We start from the raw sequence: 25,652 nt of genomic DNA, 5'->3' as shown, positions 1-25,652 counted from the left end.
TTCTCCTTCGTCGTTCATGGGTCAGTAGGTGAGCGGAAGCGCGGTGAGCCGCCGCTGCAGCGGGTTGGGCCGCCAGTCGAGTACCGCGCCGTCAGCGAGCCGCAGGTGCGGGAGCCGACGGACCAGCGTGCCGACGGCCACCTCCGCCTGGAGCTTGGCCAGCGGGCCGCCGAGGCAGAAGTGCGGGCCGTTGCCGAAGCTGAGGTGCCGGTTGCCCGGGCGGGTCAGGTCGAGCCGGTCGGGGTCCTCGAAGCGCTCGGGATCCCGGTTGGTCGCGGCGAGGAACAGGTAGGCCAGCTCGCCCTCGCGCAGCGTCCGCCCGCCGATCTCGACGTCCTCGGCGGCAACCCGGACGATCGCCTGGGTCGGCGTGTCGTAGCGGGCGAGTTCGTCGACGGCCGTGCGGATCAGCATCGGGTCCTCGCGCAACCGGGCCAGCTGGTCGGGGTGGCGCAGCAGGGCGAGCATGCCGTTGCCGACCAGGTGGGTGGTGGTCTCGTCGCCGGCGGTGATCAGGACGAAGCAGGTGGACAGCAGCTCGGAGTCGGTGAGCCGGTCGTCCTGCGCCTGGGTGGCGACCAGGGCGCTGATGAGGTCGTCGCCGGGGTCGGCCCGGCGGCGGCGGACGAGCCGGGCGAGGTACTCCTCGTACTGCTCGATCGCCGCCTCGGACTTGTCGATGTCCTCGCTCAGCCGGCCGAAGCGGTGGAACCAGGTCTTGACCTGCGGGAGGTCCTCGGGCGGGATGCCGAAGAGCTCGCAGACGACGGACAGCGGCAGCGGGGAGGCTACCGCCTCGATCAGGTCCGTGGCCGGCCCGGCCGCGACCGCCTCGTCGATGAGCCGGTCGACGATCCGCTGGATGCCGTCGCGCAGGGCTTCGACGCGCCGCGCGGTGAAGGCACGGTTGGCCAGCCTGCGCAGCCGGGCGTGGTCCGGCGGGTCGGTGTTGCTCATCACCCGGCCGAGCCGGTCGGTGAGCCGGCTGAAGGCCTTGAGGTCGCCGCCGAGGGCGCTGTAGGCGCGGGTCATCCGGTCCCGGTCGTTGGACAGCCGCAGGTCGCTCAGGGCCGCCTCGACGTCGGCGTACCGGGTGAGGTACCAGATGCCCCGGGTGCTGCGGTGGACCGGGTCCTCGCGGCGCATGCGGGCGTAGAACGGGTACGGGTCCCGGCGGGCCTCGGGCGTGAGCAGGGCCGCGGCGAGGTCATCGGACCGGGCGAGGCCCGCGCCGGCGCGGGCCTCGTCGGTGGTGTCGGTCAGGTTCACTGCGAGACGCGCTACCGCTGGGCGTTCATGGCGTCGGCGAGGCTCTTGGGCCGCATGTCGGTCCAGTTCCGCTCGATGTACTCCAGGCAGGCGGCGTGGGTGTCGGGTCCGTGGGCGACGCTCCAGCCGTCGGGGACGCCCGCGAACTGCGGCCACAGCGAGTGCTGGTTCTCGTCGTTGGTGAGCACGAGGAAGGTGCCGTTTTCGTCGTCGAACGGGTTGGTCATGGGAATCAGTCCTCCTGGTGGTGGGTTGGGGTGTCACCGGTGACCTCGGCGAGGCGGGCGGCCAGGACCGGTCCGATCTGGGCCAGTGAGCCGGCTTCGGTCATCCGGTTGTGCCGGGTGGTGATCTCGTGCGATTCGATCCGGCCCGCGATGTACGGGCGCCAGGTCGCGGGCCCGGCGTCGTCCCCGTCACGGTCGATCGTGGAGTTGAACAGCAGCAGGTCGCCGTCGAACCCGGCGGGGACGAAGTCGACCGCCAGCCTCGCGTTGTTGATCATGATGTGGACGATGACCTCGATCTGCTGCTCCGTCAGGCCCTGCAGCGCGCTGCCCCGCCGGTTCAGGACCTCGGCGACCTCGGCGTAGGTCAGCTCCCGGTCGCCCAGCTCGTCCGGGTCGACGTCGAGCACACCGACGAGCACGTCCCGCTCGGTGGGCACGGGCATCTCCTCGAACTGCACGTCCTTCACCGGATAGGCGTCGAGGATGGCCAGCAGCGCGGTCCGCTCGCCGCGCGCCTGCAGCTCGCAGGCGATCGCGTGGGCGATCAGCCCGCCGGCCGACCAGCCGAGCAGCAGGTACGGGCCCTCGGGCTGGATCTTGCGGATCTGGTCGGCGTAGTCGGCAGCCATCTCCTCGAAGGACGTCGGCAGGGGTTCGGGCCGGCCCAGGCCGCGCGCCTGGATCGCGTAGACCGGGTGCTGGGGGCCGATGTGGTTCAGGAGCCCGCTGTACGACCAGCTGATGCCGCCGCCGGGGTGGATGCAGAACAGCGGCGTGCCGGTCCCGGTCGAACGCAGCGGCAGCACCACGTCCAGCGCGTCGGCGGGGTCGTCCATGACCAGGCGCTCGGTGAGTCCGGCCACGGTCGGCGCCTCGAACAGCATGCGCAGGCCAAGTTCCAGGCCGAGGGTCTCGCGGACGCGGGAGGCCAGGCGGGCGGCCAGCAGCGAGTGCCCGCCCAGATCGAAGAAGTTGTCGTCGATGTGCACCTGTTCCCGGCCGAGGACCTCGGCGAAGAGGCCGCACAGCAGCTGCTCCCGCGGCGTCCGGGGGCCGCGTCCGGTGCCCTGTGCCCCGTACTCGGGGGCGGGCAGGGCGGCCCGGTCCAGCTTGCCGTTGGCGGTCAACGGCAGCGTGTCCAGGGTGACGAACGCCGACGGCACCATGTAGTCGGGCAGTTCACGGCGCAGTCGCCCGGAGAGCTCGCCCGTCTCGGGCGTGCTCTCGGGGCCGGGCACCAGGTAGGCGACGAGCCGCTTGTCGCCGGGCCGGTCCTCGCGGGCGACGACGGCCGCCTGGGCGACGCCCGGGCAGCTCGCGAGGATCGCCTCGATCTCGCCGGGCTCGATCCGCAGACCGCGGAGCTTGACCTGGTGGTCGGTCCGTCCGGCGAACTCCAGTGTGCCCTCGGCCGGCCACCACGCCAGGTCGCCGGTGCGGTACATCCGGCTCCCGGGCGGCCCGTACGGGTCGGCGGTGAAGCGCTCCGCGGTCAGGCCGGGTCGGCCGAGGTAGCCGCGGGCCACGCCCGTCCCCGCGAGGTACAGCTCGCCGACCAGGCCCGTGGGCACCGGCCGCAGGCGGTCGTCGAGGACGTAGGCGCGCATGTTCGCCATCGGCCCGCCGATCGGCACGGTCGCGGCGTGCTCGGGGAGGCTGTGCACCGGGTGGCGGGTAGCCAGGGTCGTGGCCTCGGTGGGCCCGTAGCCGTTGACCACCTCGATGCCGGGGCAGACCTCCAGCACCCGGGCGACGGCGGCCGGGGAGACCACGTCACCGCCGGTCCACACCTCGCGGACCCCCGCGAGCAGGGCCGGCCGCTCCTCGGCGACCAGGCGGAACAGCCCGGCCGTCAGCCACAGTCCGGTCACCCCGTGCGTGCTGATCGTGTGCTGCAGCAGGTCGAGGTCGAGCCGCTCGGGCGGTGCGACCACGACCCGGCCGCCGCCCAGCAGCGGCACCCACAGCTCGTAGGTCGAGAGGTCGAAGGCGGTCGGGGAGTGCATCAGCACCCGCTCGTGTCCGCCGCCGTGGTATTCAGGGGTGAGCGCGAGGCCCACCACGTCTCGGTGGGTGACGGCCACGCCCTTCGGCCGGCCGGTCGAGCCGGAGGTGTACATCACGTACGCCAACTGCCGCTGGTCGCAGCGTACTTGGATGTCGGACGCGTCGGGTTCGCCCTCGATCGAGGCGGTCAGCACGTCCTCGGTGAGCACCAGGGCGGCCCCGGCCTCCTGGAGGATCAGGTCGATCCGGGACTGCGGGAAGCGCGAGTCGAGGGGCGTGTAGGCGCCGCCCGCCTTGATGATCGCCAGGAGCGCCACGACGAGGTCCGCCGAGCGGTCCAGCAGCACCGCGACCGGTGTCTCCGGTCGTACGCCCTGGCGGATCAGTGCCCGCGCGAGGCGGTTGGACCGCTGGTCGAGTTCCCGGTAGGTCAGCTCGGTGGCGCCCGCCACGACGGCCACCGCGTCCGGGGTGGCGCGCACCTGGCGGGCGAACAGCTCCGGCAACGCGGCCTCGGGCAGCTCGACCGCGGCGCCGGTGGACCGGGACAGCAGCCGGCGGCGTTCCTCGCCCGACATGATGTCGATCCGGCTGATCGGCCTGTCAGGGTCGGCGACCGCCGCGCGCAGCAGCCGCGCCCAGCGCTCGAACAGCAGCTCCACGGTGGCCGGGTCGAACAGGTCGGTGGCGTATTCCACCGCGCCGACCAGGCCGTCGGGGCTGGGGGCACCTCCCGGGCCGCCAGGCCCAGGGGGACCGTCCGGGCGGAACTGCTCGGTCAGACTGAACGTCAGGTCGACCCGCGAGGTCCCGGTCGACGCCTCCAGGTGGCCGGTCTCCAGGCCCGGCAGGGCGAACTCGCCCACCGGCGCGTTCTGCAGGGCCAGCATGATCTGGAACAGCGGGTGGTGCGACAGCGAACGGGCCGGGTTGACCACCTCGACCAGGTACTCGAACGGCACGTCCTGGTGGTCGTACGCGGCGAGCGCCTTCTGCCGCACCCGGCCGAGCAGTTCGGCGAAGCCGGGATCGCCGCTCGTGTCGGTGCGCAGCACCAGGGTGTTGACGAAGAAGCCGACGAGGTCGTCCAGCGCCTGGTCGGTACGGCCGGCGATCGGGCTGCCCACGGGGATGTCCGTACCGGCACCGAGCCGGGTGAGCAGCGCGGCGAGGCCGGCCTGGAGCACCATGAACATGCTGGCGCCGCGCTCGGCGGCCAGGTCCCGCAGTGCCTGGTGCAGTTCGGGGTCCAGCCGGACCACGACCCGGCCGCCCCGCTGGGAGGCCACCGGCGGCCGGGGCCGATCGGCGGGCAGCCGCACCTGCTGCGGAATGCCCGCCAGTTCGTCCTTCCAGTAGGCCAGTTGCCGGGCGAACAGGCTGTCCGGGTCGGCGGCGATGCCGAGCAGGTCGCGTTGCCAGCAGGTGTAGTCGGCGTACTGCACCGGCAGCGGGGACCACTGCGGCTCCTCGCCACGGCAGCGCGCCGTGTAGGCGGCCGCGAGGTCGTCGGAAAGCGGCCCCATCGACCAGCCGTCGGCGGCGATGTGGTGCACCACGACCAGGAGCACGTGCCGGTCGGGGGCGAGCGCGTACAGCTCCGCCCGGACCGGCGGCTCCGCTGCCAGGTCGAAGCCGCGCCGGGCCGTCTGCGCCAGCCGCTCGGCCAGCCGGCTCTCGTCGAGCTCGACCACCGGCAGTTCCGGGTGCGCCTGTGAAGCGCTCAGCACGACCTGGTACGGCACACCGTCCGTCTCGCGGAAGACCGTCCGCAGGCTCTCGTGCCGGGCGATCACGTCCGCGAGCGCGGCGTGCAGGGCCGGGCGGTCGAGTTCGCCGGTCAGGCTCAGCGCGAGCGGCATGTTGTAGGTGGCGCTCGGGCCGTCCATCCGGTGCAGGAACCACAGGCGGCGTTGGGCGAAGGACAGCGGGACCTTCCCCCAGCCTTCGGCCGGGGGTGCCCCCATGGGTCGCGGCCGGGCGGTCAGCGTGGGCCGGGCCGTGCCGGAGCCGTCGAGGCAGGCCGCCAGTCCGGCCACGGTCGGCGTCTCGAACAGAGTCCGGACCTCGAGCTCCGCGCCGAGGGTCGCCCGGACGCGGGAGGCCAGGCGGGTCGCCAGCAGTGAGTGTCCCCCCAGGTCGAAGAAGCTGTCCTCGACACCGACCTGGGCCAGGCCGAGCACCTCGGCGAACAGCTCGGCGAGGAGCTGTTCCTGCGGGGTCCGCGGCGCCCGCCCGGCTCCGGCCTGCCCCAGGTCGGGCGCGGGCAGCGCGCGGCGGTCGAGCTTGCCGCTGGCCGTCAGCGGCAACGAATCCAGCGCCACGAACGCCGACGGGATCAGGTAGTCGGGCAGTCGCCCGCGCAGCCATTCGCGGAGTTCGCCGATGAGTGCGCCGGTGCCCCGGCTGCCGGTCGGACAATTGGTCAGCGACGACAGCGGCGTGCTGGTGGTCCGGGCCGACCGGTACGGCTCGGCCGGGGAGCCGTGATGCGCCCGCGGGCCGGCGAAGACGACGTCCAAGGCGTCGGCCACGGTGGCCGACCAGGTGACGCCCACCCAGCGGTCGAACTCCAGCCCGATGACCTGGAAGTCCTCCGGGTCGGGGAGTTCGCTCTCCTCCGGTCCGTGCAGCCGCTCCAGCAGTTCGGCGAGCGAGCTGTCGCCGTTCTGCAGTGCCCGGGAAAGGGCGGCCTCGCGCAGCACCCGGCGGTTCGGCACTCCGGTGATCCGCAGCACGTCGGCGGGCGGCTGGGCGAGGAGTTCGCGCAGCTCGGCCAGTCCCGCGAGCCGGTGTCCCCACTCCAGCTCGACCGTCCGGCCCGGGGCCGCCGGAACGACCGGGGCCTTGTGCAGCGTCACGTCGTAGCGGTAGCGGATCAGTTCGTTGTGGTGACGGCCGCGCTTGACCTCCACGGCCACCGCGCCGATGTCCGTGCCGTGCTCCCGCAGGACGGTGAAGAAGTCCGGGTCGACCAGGAGTTCCTTCTCCACCCTGACGGCCTGCTCCACCGCGCGGCGCACCGCCGCGAGGTCACCGTCGGCACCGGTGCGGTGCAGCTGGACCGCGGTGGCCAGCGGGCGCAGCAGCCGCAGGTTGCGGACGTCGCCGACGAAGAGCGTGCCGCCGGGGGCGAGCAGCCGCATCAGCTTCCCGATCACGTCCGCGAGGTAGTCGGCGGACGGGAAGTACTGCACCACCGAGTTGATCACGATGGTGTCGAACCACCCGGCCGGCAGGCCCTCGGTGTCGTGCGCCGGGCGGGTCTGCAGCACGACACGCTCGGCCAGGTCGTCCTGTCGGCCGACCTGCGCGGTCAGCGCGTCGACCGCCGTGGCGGAGAAGTCCGTCGCCCAGTAGGTCTCGCAGTGCGGTGCGATCTGCGAGAGCAGCAGTCCGGTGCCGACGCCGACCTCCAGCACCCGGCGGGGGCGCAGGGCCAGGATGCGGGCCACGGTGGCGTCCCGCCACTGGCGCATCTGCTCGACGGGGATCGGACTCGCGTCGTAACTGCTGTTCCAGCCGACGAAGTTCTGACCGAAGCCGGCTTCCTCGGGGGTGATGGGCAGGGCGTCGTAGATGTCCTGCCACTCGCCCACGTGGTCCGCTTCCAGGCCACTGTCCCGGGCCTCGTCCTGGTGCGGGACGACGTAGCCGACGAGCCGGTCGTCCTGGGCGAGGACGGCGGCCCGGGCGACGGCGGGGTGCTCGGCCAGCGCCGCCTCGACCTCGCCGGGCTCGATGCGGAAGCCGCGCACCTTCACCTGGTCGTCGGCACGGCCGACGTACTCCAGCTCGCCGTCGCCCAGCCAGCGCACCAGGTCTCCGGTGCGGTACATGCGCTCACCGGACCCGAACGGGCAGGCGACGAACCGTCCGGCCGTCAGGCCCGGCCGGTTCAGGTAGCCGCGCGCCAGTCCCGCGCCCGCGACGTACAGCTCACCCGCCACGCCCGTCGGCACCGGCCGCAGCCGCTCGTCCAGCACGTACACCCGGGTGTTGGCGATCGGACAGCCGATCGGCGGGACGCCCGTCCCCGGGGACAGCGGGGCGCTCATGGTCGCGCACACCGTGGTCTCGGTCGGACCGTACGCGTTGATCATCCGGCGTCCGGGCGCCCAGCGGTCCACCAGTTCCGGCGGGCACGCCTCACCCGCCACCACCAGCGTCGGCACCTGCACCGAGCCCTCCGGCAGGGCGGCGAGGACGGACGGGGGCACGGTCACGTGGGTGACGGCGAGGTCCCGGTCGGCCAGCGCAGCCACCGGGTCCGCCGTCGGGGGCAGCACCAGGGCCGCGCCGCGCAGCAGGGCGGTGTAGATCTCCGACACCGAGGCGTCGAAGCTCGGCGAGGCGAACTGGAGCACCCGGCTGTCGGGTTCGATCGCGAACCGCTCGATCTGTGCGGCGACCAGGCTCGCGACGCCGCCGTGGCCGACCACGACGCCCTTGGGGCGGCCGGTCGAGCCCGAGGTGTAGATCACGTAGGCCGGGTGCCGGACGTCGAGCGCGACCACGGGATCGGTGTCCGGCCAGGCGGACACATCGGTCACCAGCGCCGGGTCGTCGACCATCAGGGCCGGCCGGGCGTCGTCCAGCATGTACGCGATCCGCGCCGGCGGGTACGCCGGATCCACGGGCAGGTACGCGGCCCCGGCCTTCAGTACGCCCAGGACGGCCACCACGGACTCCACCGAGCGCGGCAGGGCCACGGCCACGGTCTGCTCCGGGCCGACGCCCCGGGCGATCAGCGCGTGCGCGAACCGGTTCGCCCGGACGTTCAGCTGCCGGTACGTCAACTCGGCGTCGCCGCACACCAGCGCGAGGGCGTCCGGGGTCGCCGCGACCTGAGCCGCGAACGCCTGCGGCACCGGGACGGCCGCCACCTCGCGGGCGGTCGCGTTGCCCCGCTCCAGCAAACGGTGCCGCTCGTCGGCGTCGAGGAGCTCGATCCGTCCGATCGACCGGTCCGGGTCGGCGGTGACCGCCTCCAGCAGGCGCGTCCAGCGCCCGGCGAGCGCCGCGACCGTCGAGCGGTCGAACAGGTCGGTGGCGTATTCCACCGCGCCGACGATCCCCGCCGGGCTGCCGTCCGGACCGAACTGTTCGACGAGACTCACACCGAGGTCGAACTTGGCGGTTCCGGTGGCCACCGCGTAGGCGGCGACGTCCAGACCGGGCAGGGAGAACCGGCCCATCGGAGCGTTCTGCACCGCCAGGATGGTCTGGAACAGCGGGTGGTGCGACAGCGAGCGGGACGGGTTCAGCGCCTCCACCAGGTGCTCGAAGGGCACGTCCTGGTGCGCGTACGCCGACAGTGCCGTCTCCCGCACCCGACCCAGCAGCTCGGCGAAACTCGGATCACCGCTCGTGTCGGTGCGCAGCACCAGCGTGTTCACGAAGAACCCGACCAGATCGTCCAGTGCCTCGTCGGTACGCCCCGCGATCGGAGACCCGATCGGGATGTCCGTGCCCGCACCCAGCCGCGTGTACAGCGCCGCCAGCGCCGCCTGCAGCACCATGAACAGGCTCGCGCCTGAATTCCGGGCCAACTCCACCAGAGCTGCGTGCAGTTCGGGGCTCAGCTCCAGGCCGACGTGGTCCCCGCGCCAGCCGGCGACGGCCGGCCTCGGCCGGTCGGCGGGCAGCTGGAGCAGCTCCGGCAGGTCGGACAGCTGACGCTTCCAGTAGTCGAGCTGCTCGGCGAACCGGCTCTGAGGGTCGGCGGCGTCGCCGAGCAGGTCGCGCTGCCACAGCGTGTAGTCCGCGTACTGCACCGGCAGGACCGGCCACTGCGGCGCGCGCCCCTCGCGCCGGGCGGCGTACGCCTCGGCGAGGTCGCGGGCCAGCGGGCCGGTGGACCAGCCGTCACCGGCGATGTGGTGCATCACCAGCAGCAGCACGTGTTCGTCCGGCGCGAGTACGAACAGCTCCGCCCGCAGCGGCGCTTCGGCCTCCAGGCCGAAGGGCTGTCGTGCGAACTCGGCCAGCTGCTCGAACAGTTCGGCCTCCGACATCTCGGTCAGCCGCGCCCGGGGCCGGGCCTCGGCCGGGTCGAGGACGAGCTGGCGGGGTACGCCGTCGACCTCCGGGAAGACCGTCCGCAGGCTCTCGTGCCGGGCCACCACGTCGGCCAGCGCCTCGTCCAGCGCCGCATGGTCGAGCGTCCCGGTCAGCCGGAGCGCCAGCGGGATGTGGTACGTCGCGGCGGTGCCGTCCATGCGGTGCAGGAACCAGAGCCGGCGCTGGGCGAAGGACAGCGGCACCGCCTCCGGCCGCTCGTGCGTGGTCAGCGCCGGGCGGGCGTGGCCGGCCCCACCCAGCGCCTCGGCCAGGCCGGCCACGGTGGGCGCCTGGAACAGCGCGCGCAGCGCCACCTCCACTCCGAGCACCGAGCGCACCCGCGCGGCCAGCCGGGTGGCGAGCAGGGAGTGCCCGCCCAGGTCGAAGAAGTCGTCGTCGAGCCCGACCCGCGGCACGCCCAGCACCTCGGCGAACAGCTCGCACAGGATCTGCTCCTGCGGCGTGCGCGGCGCCCGGCCGCCGGCGGCCGGGCCCGGCTCGGGCGCGGGCAGCGCCGCCCGGTCCAGCTTCCCGTTCGGAGTCAGCGGCAGCGTGTCCAGCACCACGAAGACAGCCGGTACCAGGTAGTCGGGCAGCCTGCCACGCAGGTACGCCGCCAGCTCCGCAGGGCTTGGGGGTCCCCCCGGCAGGGGGCTGTGGGAGGCCACGTCGGGACGGGCCGCGACGTAGCCGATGAGCCGGTCGTCCTGGGCGAGGACGGCGGCCTGGGCGACGGCGGGGTGCTCGGCCAGCGCCGCCTCGACCTCGCCGGGCTCGATGCGGAAGCCGCGCACCTTCACCTGATCATCGGCACGGCCGACGTACTCCAGCTCGCCGTCGGTCCGGCGGCGCACCACGTCCCCGGTGCGGTACATGCGCTCACCGGCCCCGAACGGGCAGGCGACGAACCGCCCGGCCGTCAGCCCGGGCCGGTTCAGATACCCGCGCGCCAGACCGGGGCCGGCGACGTACAATTCCCCCGCCACTCCCGGCGGCACGATGCGCAGTCGCTCGTCGAGGACGTACACCCGGAAGCCCGCGACCGATCGGCCGATCGGCGGTACACCGCGCCCCGGGGACAGCGGGTCGCTCATGGTCGCGCACACCGTCGTCTCCGTCGGACCGTACGCGTTGATCATCCGCCGGCCCGGCGCCCACCGGGCCACCAGCTCCGACGTGCAGGCCTCACCGGCCACCACCAGGGTGGTGGCCGTGAGGTCGGAGCTCTCCAACGCGGCCAGCGCCGAGGGCGGAAGCGTCACGTGGGTGACGTCGAGCCGGCGGTCCGTCAGGGCCTCCAGCGGGGCCTCGGACGGGGCCAGGACGAGGGCGGCACCGGTGAGCAGGGCGCCGCACAGGTCCCAGAACGACGCGTCGAAGCTGGGCGAGGCGAACTGGAGGACCCGGCTGCCCGGCGCCACGCCGAGCCGGTCGACCTGCGCCGCCACCAGGCCCGACACGCCGGTGTGGCTCACCATGACGCCCTTCGGCCGGCCGGTCGAGCCCGATGTGTAGATCACGTAGGCCGGGTGCCGGGCGTCCACCACGACATCCGGATCGGTCTCCCGCCGACCGGAAGCCTCGGTCACCAGTGCCGGATCGTCGACCACCACGGCCGGCCGCGCGTCGTCCAGCATGAACGCGATCCGCGCCGCCGGGTACCCCGGATCCACCGGCAGGTACGCGGCCCCGGCCTTCAGCACGCCCAGGACCGCCACCACCGACTCCACCGACCGCGGCAACGCCACGGCCACGGTCTGCTCCGGACCGACGCCCCGGGCGATCAGCGTGTGCGCGAACCGGTTCGCGCGAACGTCGAGTTGACGGTACGTCACCTCGACACCACCGCAGACGAGCGCGACCGCGTCCGGCGTCGCCGTCACCTGCGCCGCGAACAGTTCCGGCAGGCTCACCCCGGCCGCCCCGCCCTGGACAACGGGCAGCAGCTCACAGCGCTCCTCTGCGGACAGCAGGTCGATCCCGCCGATGGGCTGCTCGGGCGCGGCGGCGACCGCGGCCAGCAGCCTGGTCCACCGGGCGACCAGGGCCTCGACCGTCGAGCGGTCGAACAGGTCGGTGCTGTACTCGACCGCACCGCCGATCCCGGCCGGCGCGCCGTCGGTCCCGTGCTCCTCCCCGAACCCGAAGGTCAGGTCGAGCCGCGCGGTCCCGGTGGGCACGGTCACCCCGGAGACCTGGAGACCCGGCAGCTCGAAGTCGCCGCCCGGCGCGTTCTGTACGACCAGCCCGGTCTGGAACAGCGGGTGGTGCGACAGCGAGCGGGACGGGTTCAGCGCCTCCACCAGGTGCTCGAAGGGCACGTCCTGGTGCGCGTACGCCGACAGCGCCGTCTCCCGCACCCGACCCAGCAGCTCGGCGAAACTCGGATCACCGCTCGTGTCGGTCCGCAGCACCAGCGTGTTGATGAAGAACCCGACCAGCCCGTCCAGCGCCTCGTCGGTACGCCCCGCGATCGGAGACCCGATCGGGATGTCCGTGCCCGCACCCAGCCGCGTGTACAGCGCGGCGAGCGCGGCCTGCAGCACCATGAACAGGGTGGCACCCGACCTTCGGGCCAACTCCAGCAGTGCCGCGTGCAGTTCGGCGTCGATCCGGAGTTCCAGCAGGTCGCCGCCGTACGACATGGTGGCCGGGCGCGGTCGGTCGGCAGGCAGCTGCAGCTGCTCGGGCAGCCCGGCCAGCGCCTCGGTCCAGTAGGTGACCTGGCGGGCGAACACGCTGTCCGTGTCGTGCTCGTCGCCGAGGATCTCGTGCTGCCACAGGGTGTAGTCGCCGTAGGTGACCGGCAGCGGCGGCCATGCCGGAGCCCCACCGCCCTGCCGGGTGGTGTAGGCGGTGGCCAGGTCACGGGCCAGCGGGCCCATGGACCAGCCGTCCCCGACGATGTGGTGCATCACCAGCAGCAGCACGTGCTCGTCCGGCGCGAGCGCGAACAGCTCCGCCCGCAGCGGTACTTCCGAGGTCAGGTCGAACGCCTGTACCGCCGCCTCGCGCAGCAGGGCGGGCACCTCCGCCTCGCCGGCCGCGCGTACGGTCAGCGGGACGGCTGCCTCGCCGGCGTCCAGCACCCGCTGGTACGGGACTCCGGCGGTGTGCGGGAAGACCGTGCGCAGGGTCTCGTGCCGGGCCACCACGTCCGCGAGCGCGGCGCTCAGCGCGGCCCGGTCGAGGTCGCCGGACAGCCGCAGGGCGAGCGGCATGTGGTAGGTCGCGCTCGGCGCCCCGAACTGCTGGAGGAACCAGAGCCGGCGCTGGGCGAACGACAGCGGCATCGGATCGCGGCGGGGCCGGGGTACCAGGGCCTGCCGCGCGGTGCCGGCGTCGTGCAGCCCGGCCGCTAGCCCGGCGGGTGTCGGCGCCTGGAACAGGCTGCGCAGTTCCAGCTCGATCCCGAGGGTCGCCCGGACCCGCGAGACCAGCCGGGTGGCGAGCAGGGAATGCCCGCCCAGGTCGAAGAAGCCGTCGTCGACCCCGACCCGCGGCACGCCCAGCACCTCGGCGAACAGCTCGCACAGGATCTGCTCCTGCGGCGTGCGCGGCGCCCGGCCGCCGGCGGCCGGGCCCGGCTCGGGCGCGGGCAGCGCCGCCCGGTCCAGCTTCCCGTTCGGCGTCAGCGGCAGCGCGTCGAGCAGTACGAACGCGGACGGTACCAGGTGGTCCGGCACCCGGTCGCGCAGGTACGCCGCCAGCGCCGCCGCGGTCGCCCCGGCCCCGGCCGGCGGGACGACGTACGCGACGATCCGGTCCTCCCGGGCGAGCACCGCGACCTGGGCGACACCCGGGTGCGCGGCCAGCTCGGCCTCGATCTCGCCCGGCTCGACCCGGAACCCGCGGATCTTCACCTGGTGGTCCACCCGGCCCGCGAACTCCAGCTCGCCGTGGGCCTGCCAGCGGACCAGGTCACCGGTGCGGTACATCAGCGCGCCGGCCGGACCGTACGGGTTGGCGACGAACCGCGTCGCGGTGAGCCCGGGCCGGTTCAGGTAGCCGCGGGCGAGTCCCGCCCCGGCGAGGTACAGCTCACCCAGCACGCCGGGGGCGACCGGTCGAAGCGCCGAATCCAGCACGTATGTCTGACAGTTGGCGATCGGCCGGCCGATCGGCACCGGCAGCGGACAGTCGGCGGGGTCGGCCGGCAGCGGGTAGGCGGTGATCACATGGGTCTCGGCGGGCCCGTAGTGGTTGTGCAGTTCCCGGCCCGGCCGGCGGGTCTGGAAGCGGCGCACGGCACCGCCGAGGCGCATCGCCTCACCGGCCTGGGCGACCAGCCGCAGGCCGGGCAGTTCCAGCCCGGCCTCCTCCGCGGCCTCGGCCAGCGCCTCGACCACCAGGTTGGGCGCGAACAGCTCCTCGACCCCGTGCCGGTCCAGCCAGCGGGCGAACAGCTCGGCGCTGCGGCGCTGCTCCTCGGTCGGCACCACGAGGGTCTTGCCGTACAGCAGCGCGGAGAGCGTCTCCTGCACCGAGACGTCGAAACTGATCGCGGTGAACTGCGCGGTACGCGTGCCGAGTCCGCCACCGACGGACCTGTGGTGCCACGCCAGCAGGTTCAGCAGCCCGGCGGCGGGCATCACCACGGCCTTGGGCCTGCCGGTGGAGCCCGAGGTGTAGATGGCGTAGGCCGGGTGCCGCGGGTCCACGGCGACGGCCGGATCGTGCTCCGGCAGGTCCCCGTCCGGTGTGACGGCCGCGAGGTCGTCGAGCACCACGGCAGGCCGGGCGTCGTCCAGCATGTACGCGATGCGGGCGGCTGGATAGTCCGGGTCGACCGGCAGGTACGCCGCACCCGTCTTGAGGACCGCGAGGACGGCGACCACCAGCTCGATCGACCTCGGCAGCCGCAGGGCGACGACCTGCTCCGGCCCCACCCCGCGCGCGATCAGTCCGTGCGCCAGGCGGTTGGCCCTTCGGTTCAGCTCCCGGTAGGTCAGCACGGTGTCCTCGAACACCACCGCCGGAGCCTCCGGGGTCGCCCGTACCTGCGCCTCGAACAGAGCGGGCAGGCCGGCATCGGGAGCCGGGCAGGCGGTGTCGTTGCGTACGACCAGCAGTTCGTGCCGTTCCTCGGCGGTGAGGACGTCGATCCGGCTCAGCGGCCGGTCCGGCTCGGCGGCCACCGACGCCAGCAGACGCAGCCACCGGGCGACCAGTGCCTCCACCGTGGCGGGGTCGAAGAGGTCGGTGCTGTACTCGACCCGCCCGACGATGCCCTCGGCCGGCCCGCCGGTGCCGCCGCGCTCCAGCAGGTGGAAACCGAGGTCGAACATCGCCGTCGGCGTCCGCACCAGGACGATCTCAGCGGCCAGACCGTCCAGCGCGAACTCGGTGCGGGGCACGTTCTGCAGCGCGAGCAGCACCTGGAACAGCGGCTGACGGGCGAGCGACCGGGACGGGTTGAGGGCCTCGACGACGTGCTCGAACGGCAGGTCCTGGTGCGCGTACGCGGCCAGCGCGCCCTCGCGGACCCGGCCAAGGAGCTCGGCGAAGGTCGGGTCGCCACCGGTGTCCGTGCGGAGCACCAGGGTGTTGACGAAGAATCCGACGAGGTCGTCCAGGGCCTCGTCGGTCCGGCCCGCGATCAGGCTGCCGACCGGGATGTCCGTTCCCGCGCCGAGCTTGTCCAGCAGCGATGCCAGGGCGGCCTGCAGCACCATGTACACGCTGGCGCCGCGCTCCCGGCCCAGCCGGATCAGCCCGGCGTGCAGTTCGGCGTCGAGTTCGATCGCGAGGTGGCCGCCGGAGCAGGAGGGGGTCGCGGGGCGAGGGCGGTCGGCGGGGAGCCGGATCTGCTCCGGCAGGTTTGCCAACTGCTCGGTCCAGTAGGCCTGCTGGCGGGCGAAGAGGCTGTCCTGGTCGGCCGGGTCGCCGAGCAGCTCCTGCTGCCACAGGGTGTAGTCGGCGTACTGCACCGGCAGCGGTGCCCACCCCGGTTCCTCGCCCTGTCGGCGTGCCGCGTACGCGGTGGCCAGGTCGGCGGCCAGCGGGCCCAGCGACCAGCCGTCACCGGCGATGTGGTGCATCACCAGGAGCAGCACGTGCTCGTCCGCCGAAACCTCGAACACCTCGGCGCGCAGCGGAGGTTCGGCCGCGAGGTCGAATCCGCGCGCCGCGGCTTCCGCCAGCAGTTCCGGCAGGACCGTCTCGTCGGCCGTGGTGACCGACAGCCTCGGGCACGCCTCTGCGGTGGCCAGCACCTGCTGGTGGGGCACTCCGTCCACGGCCGGGAGGACCGTGCGCAGGGTTTCGTGCCGGTCGACGACGTCGCCCAGCGCCGCCTCCAGGGCAGCCAGGTCCAGTGGCCCCGAGAGCCGCCACGCGAGCGGCATGTTGTAGACCGAGTCGGCGCCCTCCAGTTGGCGCAGGAACCACAGCCTCCGCTGAGCGGACGACAGCGGCACCATCCCCCGGCCTTCGGCCGGGGGTGCCCCCACGGGCCGCTCCGCCCGCCCCAGGGCGAGCCGGGCCCGGTCCGCGCCGCCCAGCCCGGCGGCCAGCCCGGCCACCGTCGGGGTCTGGAACAGGGTGCGCAGAGCCAGTTCCACGCCCAGGGCCGCACGGACCCGGGCCACCAACCGGGTGGCCAGCAGGGAGTGCCCGCCGAGGTCGAAGAAGTCGTCGTCGACACCGACCTGAGGCAGGCCCAGCACCTCTGCGAACAGCCCGGCCAGCACGTGTTCCTGAGGAGTGTGCGGGGCCCGGCCGGCCCGCGACCCCGCGTACTCGGGCTCGGGCAGTGCGCGCCGGTCCAGCTTGCCGCTGGCGTTCAGCGGCAGTACGTCAAGGGAGACGAACGCGGCCGGCACCATGTAGTCGGGCAGTCGCTCGCGCAGGTGGGCCCGCAGGTCTTCCGGCCGAGGCTCCGCCCCGGTGGCGGGCACCAGGTAGGAGGCCAGGCGGGTGTCCCCCGCCCGGTCCTGCCGGACGGTCACGGCGGCCTGCGCGACCTGCGGGTGTTCCGCCAGTGCCGCCTCGATCTCGCCGAGCTCGATCCGGAATCCCCGGACCTTGACCTGGTCGTCGATGCGGCCGAGGAACTCCAGGTTCCCGTCCGATCCCCACCGCACCAGGTCACCGGTGCGGTACATCCGCGAACCGCCGGGACCGAACGGGTCCGCCACGAACCGTCCCGCGGTCAGGCCCGGCCGGTTCAGGTAGCCGCGCGCCAGCCCCGCACCGGCGATGTACAGCTCGCCCGGCACACCCGCGGGCACCGGCTGCAACGCGGCGTCGAGCACGTGCAACCGGACACCGCCGAGTGGGCGGCCGATCACCTGGCGCGGGCTCGACTCCAGCGGTGCGAAGGTCGAGTCCACCGTGCACTCGGCCGGCCCGTAGTAGTTCAGGGCGAACACCCCGTCGGCCGCCCGCAACCGTTCCCACAGTTGGTCCGGAACGGTCTCCCCGCCCAGCCCGACCAGCGACGGACGCCACCGCGGGTTGTCCAACAGGCCGTGGTCGACGAGGACTTGCAGGTAGGACGGGGTACCGCCGACCGTGTCCAGCCCGGCCCGCGCCGCGTACTCGAGGTAGGCGTCCGGGTCGGTCCAGGTCGCCTCGTCCAGGACGTGCAGCTCGTGGCCGGCGTACAGGGCGAACATCTGGTCGCAGGAGGCGTCGAACGACACGGACGTGGTCAGCCCCATCCGCATCCGCTTCCCCGTCCGGAAGACCAGCGGACACTGGTCGGCGAACAGGTTGCGCAAGCCGCCGTGCGTCGCCACCACGCCCTTGGGCCTGCCGGTGGAACCGGAGGTGTAGATGACGTAGGCCGGATGGCACGGGTCGATGGCCACCGCAGGGTCCGTCGATGGGCACCCCACCACCAGCGCGGTCGTCTCCGGGTCGTCGGCCACCAGCCATCCGGCGGGACCGGTGTCCGGCAGCCGGCCCCGGGTGTGGGTGTCGGTCACCACCAGGACCGGTCGGGTGTCGTCGAGCATGTACGCGATCCGCGCGGCCGGGTACTCCGGATCGACCGGAACGTACGCGGCGCCGGTCTTCAGCACCGCGAGGATCGTCACCACCAGCTGGGCCGAGCGCGGCAGCGCCACCGCCACCAGCCGCTCCGGCCCCGCACCCCGCGCGATCAGAGCGTGCGCCAGCCGGTTCGCCCGCGCGTCCAACTCCGCGTAGGTCAGCGATGCTTCCGGCCCCACCAGCGCGACGGCGTCCGGAGTCGCACGCACCTGAGCCCGGAAGAGCTCCGGCAGGCTCTCGGTGAAGGCCTGGGCCGCCGGGCCGGTACCCAGCGCCGCCAACTCACCGTGCTCCTCGGCGGTGAGCAGGCCGAACCGGCTGAGCCGCCGCTGCGGGTCGGCGACCACGGCGCGGAGCAGCCGCTCCCACCGCTCGATCATCGTCTCGACGGTGGCCGGGTCGTACAGGTCGCCGGTGTACTCGACGCACCCGTCGATCCCCTCCGGGGAGCCGTCCTGCGCGTGCCGCTCGGACATGGTGAAGATCAGGTCGAGCTTGGCGGTGGTCGACGTCGACGGCATGTCGCCGACGCGCAGCCCGGACGGCGCGAAGTCGGCCCGGGGCGCGTTCTGTAGCACCAGCATGACCTGGAACAGCGGGTGGTGCGCCAGCGACCGGACCGGATTGAGGGCCTCGACCAGGTACTCGAACGGAAGGTCCTGGTGCGCGTACCCGGCCAGCGCGGTCTCCCGGACCCGGCCCAGCAGGTCGGCGAACGTCGGATCGCCCGAGGTGTCGGTACGGAACACCAGGGTGTTGACGAAGTAGCCGACCAGCTCGTCCTGCGCCTGGTCGGTACGGCCCGCGACCGGGCTGCCGACCGGGATGTCGTCGCCCGCGCCGAGCTTGCTCAGCAACACTGCCAGCCCGGCCTGAAGCACCATGAACAGACTGGTGCCGTGGGCGCGGGCGAGTTCGCGCAGCCCGCGGTGCAGCTCGGCGTCCAGCCCTGCACGCACGGAACCGCCCCGGTGCGAGGCGACCGCCGGGCGGGGCCGGTCGCCGGGCAGCTGGAGCTGCTCGGGCAGATCGGCCAGCTGCCGGGTCCAGTAGGCCGCCTGGCGGGCGAACAGACTGTCCCCGTCGGCCGCGTCGCCGAGCAGCTCGTGCTGCCACAGGGTGTAGTCGGCGTACTGGACCGGCAGCTCCTCCCACTGCGGCTCCTCGCCGCGGCGGCGCGCCGCGTAGGCGCTGGTCAGGCCCTGCGCGAGCGGGCCCAGCGACCAGCCGTCACCCGCGATGTGGTGGAGGACCACCTGGAACACGTGCTCGTCCGCCGCCAGCTCGAACAGCCCGGCACGCAGTGGCACATCGACCGCCAGGTCGAACCGACGGGCCTTCGCTTCCGCCATGACGTTCGGCAGCTCGGACTCAGTGGTCCGGCTGACGAGCAGCCGCGGGCGGGATGCCTCGACGTCCAGCACCTGCTGGTGCGGCACTCCGTCGACCGCCGGGAAGACGGTGCGCAGGCTCTCGTGCCGCTCGACCACATCCGCCACGGCGGACTCCAGGGCGCGCCGGTCCAGATCCCCGGACAGCCGCCAGGCCAGGGAGATGTGGTAGTTCGCGCCGGCGCCCTCCAGCTGGTGCAGGAACCACAGCCGCCGCTGCGCGAACGACAGCGGGATCGCCTCGGGGCGTTCACGCCGTGCCAGGGCGGTCTGCGCCGGTCCGGCCGCCACCAGTGCGGCGGCCAGGCCGGCCGGGGTCGGCGCCTCGAACAGGGTGCGCAGCGGCATTTCCACACCGAGCGTCGCGCGGATCCGGGCGGCCAGGCGGGTGGCCAGCAGAGAGTGCCCGCCCAGGTCGAAGAAGCCGTCCTCGACACCGGCCGACGCCACGCCCAGGACCTCGGCGAACAGCTCGCAGAGGACCTGCTCCTGCGGGGTGCGCGGCGCGCGGGCGGTGGCCGTCGGGGCGAGGTCGGGGGCGGGCAGGGCCCGGTGGTCCAGCTTGCCGTTGGCGGTCAGCGGCAGCGTGTCCAGCACGACGAACGCCGACGGCACCATGTGTTCCGGCAACCGCTCGCACAGGTGCCCACGCAGGTCGGCCGGACTCGGTACGGCGCCCGTGGCCTGCACCAGGTACGCGACCAGCCGGGTGTCGTCGGCCCGGTCCTGCCGGGCCAGGACGGCGACCTGGGCGACGCCGGGGTGCTCGGCCAGCGCCGCCTCGATCTCGCCGAGCTCGATCCGGAAGCCGCGCACCTTCACCTGCTGGTCGGCCCGGCCGACGTAGTGCAGGCTGTTGTCCGCCGCGCGGCGCACCACGTCGCCGCTGCGGTACATCCGCGATCCCGGCGGTCCGAACGGGTCGGCCACGAAGCGCCCGGCGGTCAGGCCGGGCCGGTTCAGGTAACCGCGGGCCAGCCCGGCGCCCGCCACGTACAGCTCGCCGGGCACGCCCGGGGGCACCGGCCGCAGGTGGGCGTCCAGCACGTACGTCCGCAGGTCCGGAATGGCCGTGCCGATCCCGCCGACGGCGCCGCCGGACCGGTCGAGCGCCGCGTACGTGACGTGCACCGTGGTCTCGGTGATGCCGTACATGTTGACCAGCAGCGGCGCGTCGTCCGGGTGCCGCTCGTACCAGCTCGCCAGCCGGGCGTGCTCCAGCGCCTCACCGCCGAACACCACCGTGCGCAGCGCGAGCGGGCGGCCGGTCTCCGGGGCCTCCGCGTCCGCCTGCATCAGCTGGTAGAACGCGGACGGCGTCTGGTTGAGCACGGTCACCCGCTCGCGGGCGAGGAGCTCCAGGAAGCGGCCGGGCGAGCGGCTGGTCTCGTGGTCCACGACCACCAGACGGCCGCCGTACAGCAGCGGGCCCCACAACTCCCACACCGAGAAATCGAAGGCGTAGGAGTGGAAGAGCGTCCAGACGTCCTCTGCGGAGAAGCCGAACAGCTCCTCGGTCGTGCCGAACAGCCGCACCACGTTCCGGTGCGTGACCACCACGCCCTTGGGGTTGCCGGTGGACCCGGAGGTGTAGATGACGTAGGCGGGGTGGCCCGCGTCGAGGGAGACCTCCGGGTCGGTGTCCGGCAGCCCGTCCAGGTCGGCGGTGTCCAGCAGCAGCCGGTCCACCGGGTCCGCGCCCGGCAGGTCGCCGGTCCGGCTCGTGGTCACGAGGAGCGCGGGCCGGGCGTCCTGGAGCAGGTAGGCGATCCGGGCGGCCGGGTACTGCGGGTCCACCGGCAGGTAGGCGCCGCCCGCCTTCAGCACGGCGAGCACCGCCACGACCTGCTCCGCCGAGCGCGGCAGGGCCAGCGCCACGCGCTGCTCCGGCCTCACCCCCCGGTCGATCAGGGCGTGCGCGAGCCGGTTCGCGCGGGCGTTCAACTCGCCGTACGTCAGCGTGACTTCGCCGTCGGTGAGGGCGACGGCGGCCGGGTTCGCCCGTACCTGTCGCTCGAACAGCGCGGTCAGGCCGCTCTCCGACGCCCCCTCGCTCCGGTCGGTACGCGCCGGGAACAGCGCGCGGAGCTCGTCGGCGGACAGCACGTCCACCTGGCCGATCCGCCGGCCGGGGTCGGCGACGACGGCGCGCAGCAGTCGCAGCCACCGCTCGACGATCCCGGTCACGGTGGCCTCGTCGAACAGGTCGGTGCTGTACTCGACCACGCCCGACAGGCCGTCCTCACCTGGCTGTTCGGCCAGGATGAAGGTCAGGTCGCATTTGGCCGTCCCGGTGTGGACCAGGCCGCTCGCCACCCGCAGTCCGGGCAGGTCGAACGTGCCCAGCGGCGCGTTCTGCAGGGCGAGCATGGTCTGGAACAGCGGGTGGTGCGCCAGCGACCGGGTCGGGTTCAGCGCCTCCACGAGGTGCTCGAAGGGCACGTCCTGGTGCGCGTACGCGGCCAGCGCGTCGGTCCGCACCCTGCCCAGCAGTTCGGTGAACGACGGGTCGCCGGAGAGGTCGGTGCGCAGCACCAGGGTGTTGACGAAGAAGCCGACCAGGTCGTCCGCGGCCTCATCGGTGCGTCCGGCGATCGGCGTGCCCACGGGTACGTCGGTGCCCGCGCCCAGCTTGCCCAGCAGGGCGGCCAGTCCGGCCTGGAGCACCATGAAGAGGCTGGCCCCGCCGTCCCGGGCGAGCGCGCGCAGGCCCTGGTGCAGCTCGGCGTCGATCCGCACCGGCAGGTGGGCGCCCCGGTAGGACATCGCCGCCGGCCGGGGCCGGTCGAACGGCAGCTCGACCTGCTCAGGAAGATCCGCCAACTGATCCCGCCAGTAGGCGAGTTGACTGTTCAGCAGACTGCCCGGGTCCGCGCCGTCGCCCAGCAGTTCCCGCTGCCAGAGGGCGTAGTCGGCGTACTGGACCGGCAGCGGCGACCACTCCGGCTTCGCCCCCTCGGCACGGGCCGCGTAGGCACTCGTCAGATCCCGCAGGAGCGGCCCCGTCGACCAGCCGTCACCGGCGATGTGGTGCACCACCAGCAGCAGCACGTGCTCCTCGGCGCCGAGCCGGAACAGCTCGGCGCGCAGCGGCGACTCCTCGGAGAGCTCGAAGCCGTGCCGGGCCGCCTCCGCCAGCCGCTCCGGCAGGTCACGCTCGCCCACTTCGGTCACCCGCAGCCGCGGCCGTGCCGCGCCCGGGTCCAGCACCCGCTGGCAGGGCACGCCGTCGAGCACCGGGAAGACGGTGCGCAGGCTCTCGTGCCGTTCGACCACGTCCGCCAGAGCGGCTTCCAGGGCCCGCTGGCCCAGGTTCCCGGACAGCCGCAGCGCCAGCGGGATGTTGTACGTGGCGCTCGGGCCCTCCATGCGGTGCAGGAACCACAGCCGGCGCTGCGCGAAGGACAGCGGAACCGCCTCGGGCCGCTCACACCGCCGCAGAGCCGGCCGCGCCCGGCCCGCGACGTCCACCGCCGCCGCCAGTTCCGCGACCGTCGGCGCGTCGAACAGGTCGCCGAGCCGCAGCTCCACGCCGAGGATCGAGCGGGCGCGGGCGACCAGTCGGGTGGCCAGCAGGGAATGCCCGCCGAGGTCGAAGAAGCTGTCGTCCAGCCCGGGCTCGGACACCCCGAGCACCTCGGCGAACAGCCCGACGAGCAGGTGTTCGGTCGCGGTGCGCGGTGCCCGGCCCGGCGCGGCGGGCGCTCGCTCGGGCGCCGGGAGGGCCCGCCGGTCGAGCTTGCCGTTCGGGGTCAGCGGCAGCGCGTCCAGCAGCACGTACGCGGCCGGCACCAGCTGCCGGGGCAGCCGGTCCTGCAGGTGGTCGCGCAGGGCGGTGTCGGTCACGGTGGCACCGGGCTCGGGCACCGCGTAGGCGACCAGCCGGGATTCTCCCTCGGTGCGCACCATCACGGCGGCCCGGGCGACCTGCGGGTGCTCGGCGAGGACGGCCTCGATCTCGCCGAGCTCGACCCGGAAGCCGCGGATCTTGACCTGGTCGTCGGTGCGGCCGAGGAACTCCAGGTTCCCGTCCGACCCCCACCGCACCAGGTCCCCGGTGCGGTACATCCTCGACCCGCTCGGCCCGAACGGGTCGGCGACGAACCGCCCGGCGGTCAGCCCCGGCCGGTCGAGGTAGCCGCGGGCCAGCCCCGCGCCCGCGATGTACAGCTCACCCGCCGCGCCGGTCGGCAGCGGCCGCAGGGCACCGTCGAGCACGTACAGCCGGGCGTTGGTGACGGGCCGGCCGATCACCGGGCGTGCGCTCGAACCCATCTGCCCGACCACCGAGTTGACGGTGCATTCCGACGGCCCGTAGAGGTTGAGGCAGGATGCCCCCTCCGCCGCCCGCAGCTGCTCCCACAGCCGCTCCGGTACGGCCTCGCCGCCCGCCGCGACCAGTGCCGGGCGCCACTGCGGGTCATTCAACAGCCCGTGGGAGACGAGCACGTGGAGATAGGACGGGGTGGCTTCGATGTAGTCCAGTCCGCAACGCGCCGCATAACCGACGAAGGCGTCGGGGTCGGTCCAGGTCGCGTGCTCCAGGACGTGCAGCTCGTGGCCTTCGAACAGGGCGAACAACTGGTTCCAGGAGGCGTCGAAGGACACCGAGGTGGTCAGCGCCACCCGCAGCCGCTGCCGCGCCTTCAGCACCGGCGCGAAGTGCACCTGCCGGAGGTCGGCGAGCAGGTCGAGCAGGCCGCCGTGGGTCGGCAGCACGCCCTTGGGCCTGCCGGTGGAACCGGAGGTGTAGATGACGTACGCCGGGTGACCCGGGTCGACGGCCACCATCGGGTCGGCCGCCGGGCAATCCGCCACCAGGGCGGCCGTCTCAGGGGCGTCGAGCACCAGCCGGTCGACCGGACCGCTGTCCGGCAGGCGGTCCCCGCTGCGGGAGTCGGTGACCACCAGCATCGGCCGCGCGTCGTCGAGCAGGTACGCGATCCGCGCGGCCGGGTACTCGGGGTCGACCGGAACGTACGCGGCGCCGGTCTTCAGCACCGCGAGGATCGTCACCACCAGCTGGGCCGAGCGCGGCAGCGCCACCGCCACCAGCCGCTCCGGCCCCGCACCCCGCGCGATCAGAGCGTGCGCCAGCCGGTTCGCCCGCGCGTCCAACTCCGCGTAGGTCAGGGAGACGTCGCCGCACACCAGCGCGACCAGCTCCGGAGTCGCCCGGACGTGCTCCCGGAACAGCTCTGGCAGGCTCGCGGCCGGGGCCGGCGCCACCGGGCCGGCGCCGAGCACCGCCAGCTCGCGGCGCTCCTCGGCGGTGAGCAGTTCGATCCGCCCCACCGGCTCGTCCGGGTCGCAGTCCGCGACGGTGTCGAACAGGGCAAGCAGCCGCTGCTGGTGCGCGGCGAGGTCGTCGTCGCCGTACGCTTCCGGCGAGCCGTGCAGCCGGAGCAGCGGCGGGTTGCCGTCCCGGTAGTCGAAGACCCAGACGGCGAGGTCGGTGGTCGACCCGGACACGAAGTGGTGCACGGACGCCGGGTGCCCGGCGAAGCTCGGCCTGGAGTTGAAGGCCATGATGTTGACGATCAGCGGGAACGCCGTCCCGATACTGCCGGGGGCGCCGAGGTCCCGCAGCAGATCCTCGCTGCGGTAGCGCTCGTGCGCGACGGCCGTCTCGACCTCCCGCGCCGCCTGGGCGACGAGTTCGCGCCACGGCATGTCCGGCCGCACCGCCAGCCGCAGCGGCACCACGTTGGACGTCGTGCCCGGCACCGCCGTCAGGTCGCGGTCGGCGCCCCGACGGGCGGTGACGGGCAGGGCGAGCACCACGTCCTGGTTGCCGGTCAGCCGGTGGGCGTAGAGCGCCGTCGCCGCGACCACCAGCCGGGACCACCGGACGCCGGAACGTCCAGCCGCCGCCCGCAGGGCGTCCGGGCGGCGCAGTTCCCGCTCCTCGGCCAGCCGGAGGGCGCGGTGCGGGTCGGTCGCGGAGGCGTCGGTGAGCCGGGTCGGGGCGGGCAGGTCGGCGAAGCGCTCGGTCCAGTAGGCGCGGTCGGCGGCGAAGTCGGTGGAGGCGCGGTAGGCGGCGTCGCTGTCGACCAGGTCCCGCAGCGAGCCGAACGGGCAGGGCGGCACGGCGCCGCCCTCGGCCAGTGCCGAGTAGACCTCGCCGACCCGCTGCCGGAGCATGGAGCTGCTGATCGCGTCCAGCACCACGTGGTGGTAGTTCAGGTACCAGAGGTACTCCGTCGGCGACGCCTTGATCAGCGCGTGGCCGAACAGCGGGTCACGAGCGAGGTCCAGCGGGCGCAGCAGGTCCCGCTCCATCCATTCCACGGCCGCCGCCCGGGGGTCGGGCTCCCCGCTGAGGTCGAGGTGGGCCGGAGCCCAGTCCCAGCTCTCCCTGAGGACCTGGCGCGGGCCCTCGCCGCCGTCGACGAAGGTCACGTGCAGGGCGTCGACCTCGCCGACCACCCGGCGCAGCGCGGTCTCGAACAGCTCCCGGTCCACCGGCCCGTGGATCTCCAGGCACTCGCCGACGCGGTAGCCCGGGATCGGCGTCCGGGAACTCTGCTCGGCAAGCCAGATCTCGCGCTGGGCCGCTGTCAGGGGAAGGGAGTCGCCGTCGAGACGGGGCATGGGGGGGAATACCTCCGGGAGTGGGACAGACGTGGGGGGAGGGTGGGGGAGGGCGCGCCAGGGAGCACCGGCCGCGGTGACGTCACGTGGCGGGCGGCCG

At 73.7% G+C, this 25,652-nt stretch carries 3 protein-coding genes; all 3 read right to left on the bottom strand.

Going from position 1 to position 25,652, the window contains the following annotated elements; translation table 11 throughout:
• Positions 1–21: 21 nt before the first annotated feature.
• From ACZ5D2_RS24200 to ACZ5D2_RS24190, 3 genes are read right to left on the bottom strand one after another with little or no spacing between them, the layout of a single operon-like run.
• Positions 22–1,269, bottom strand: coding sequence for a cytochrome P450 (locus ACZ5D2_RS24200; protein WP_468931881.1), 1,248 nt, complete (start codon positions 1,267–1,269; stop codon positions 22–24).
• Positions 1,270–1,280: 11 nt separating this feature from the next.
• Positions 1,281–1,496: an MbtH family protein gene (locus ACZ5D2_RS24195; RefSeq protein ID WP_468931877.1), complete on the bottom strand. Its 216-nt coding sequence runs from the start codon at positions 1,494–1,496 to the stop codon at positions 1,281–1,283.
• Positions 1,497–1,501: 5 nt separating this feature from the next.
• Positions 1,502–25,552, bottom strand: coding sequence for a non-ribosomal peptide synthase/polyketide synthase (locus tag ACZ5D2_RS24190; RefSeq protein ID WP_468931874.1), 24,051 nt, complete (start codon positions 25,550–25,552; stop codon positions 1,502–1,504).
• Positions 25,553–25,652: the final 100 nt, after the last annotated feature.

It is taken from the genome of Streptomyces sp. NPDC031479 (assembly GCF_055581065.1).
This window is presented reverse-complemented; position numbering and strand designations above follow the sequence as displayed.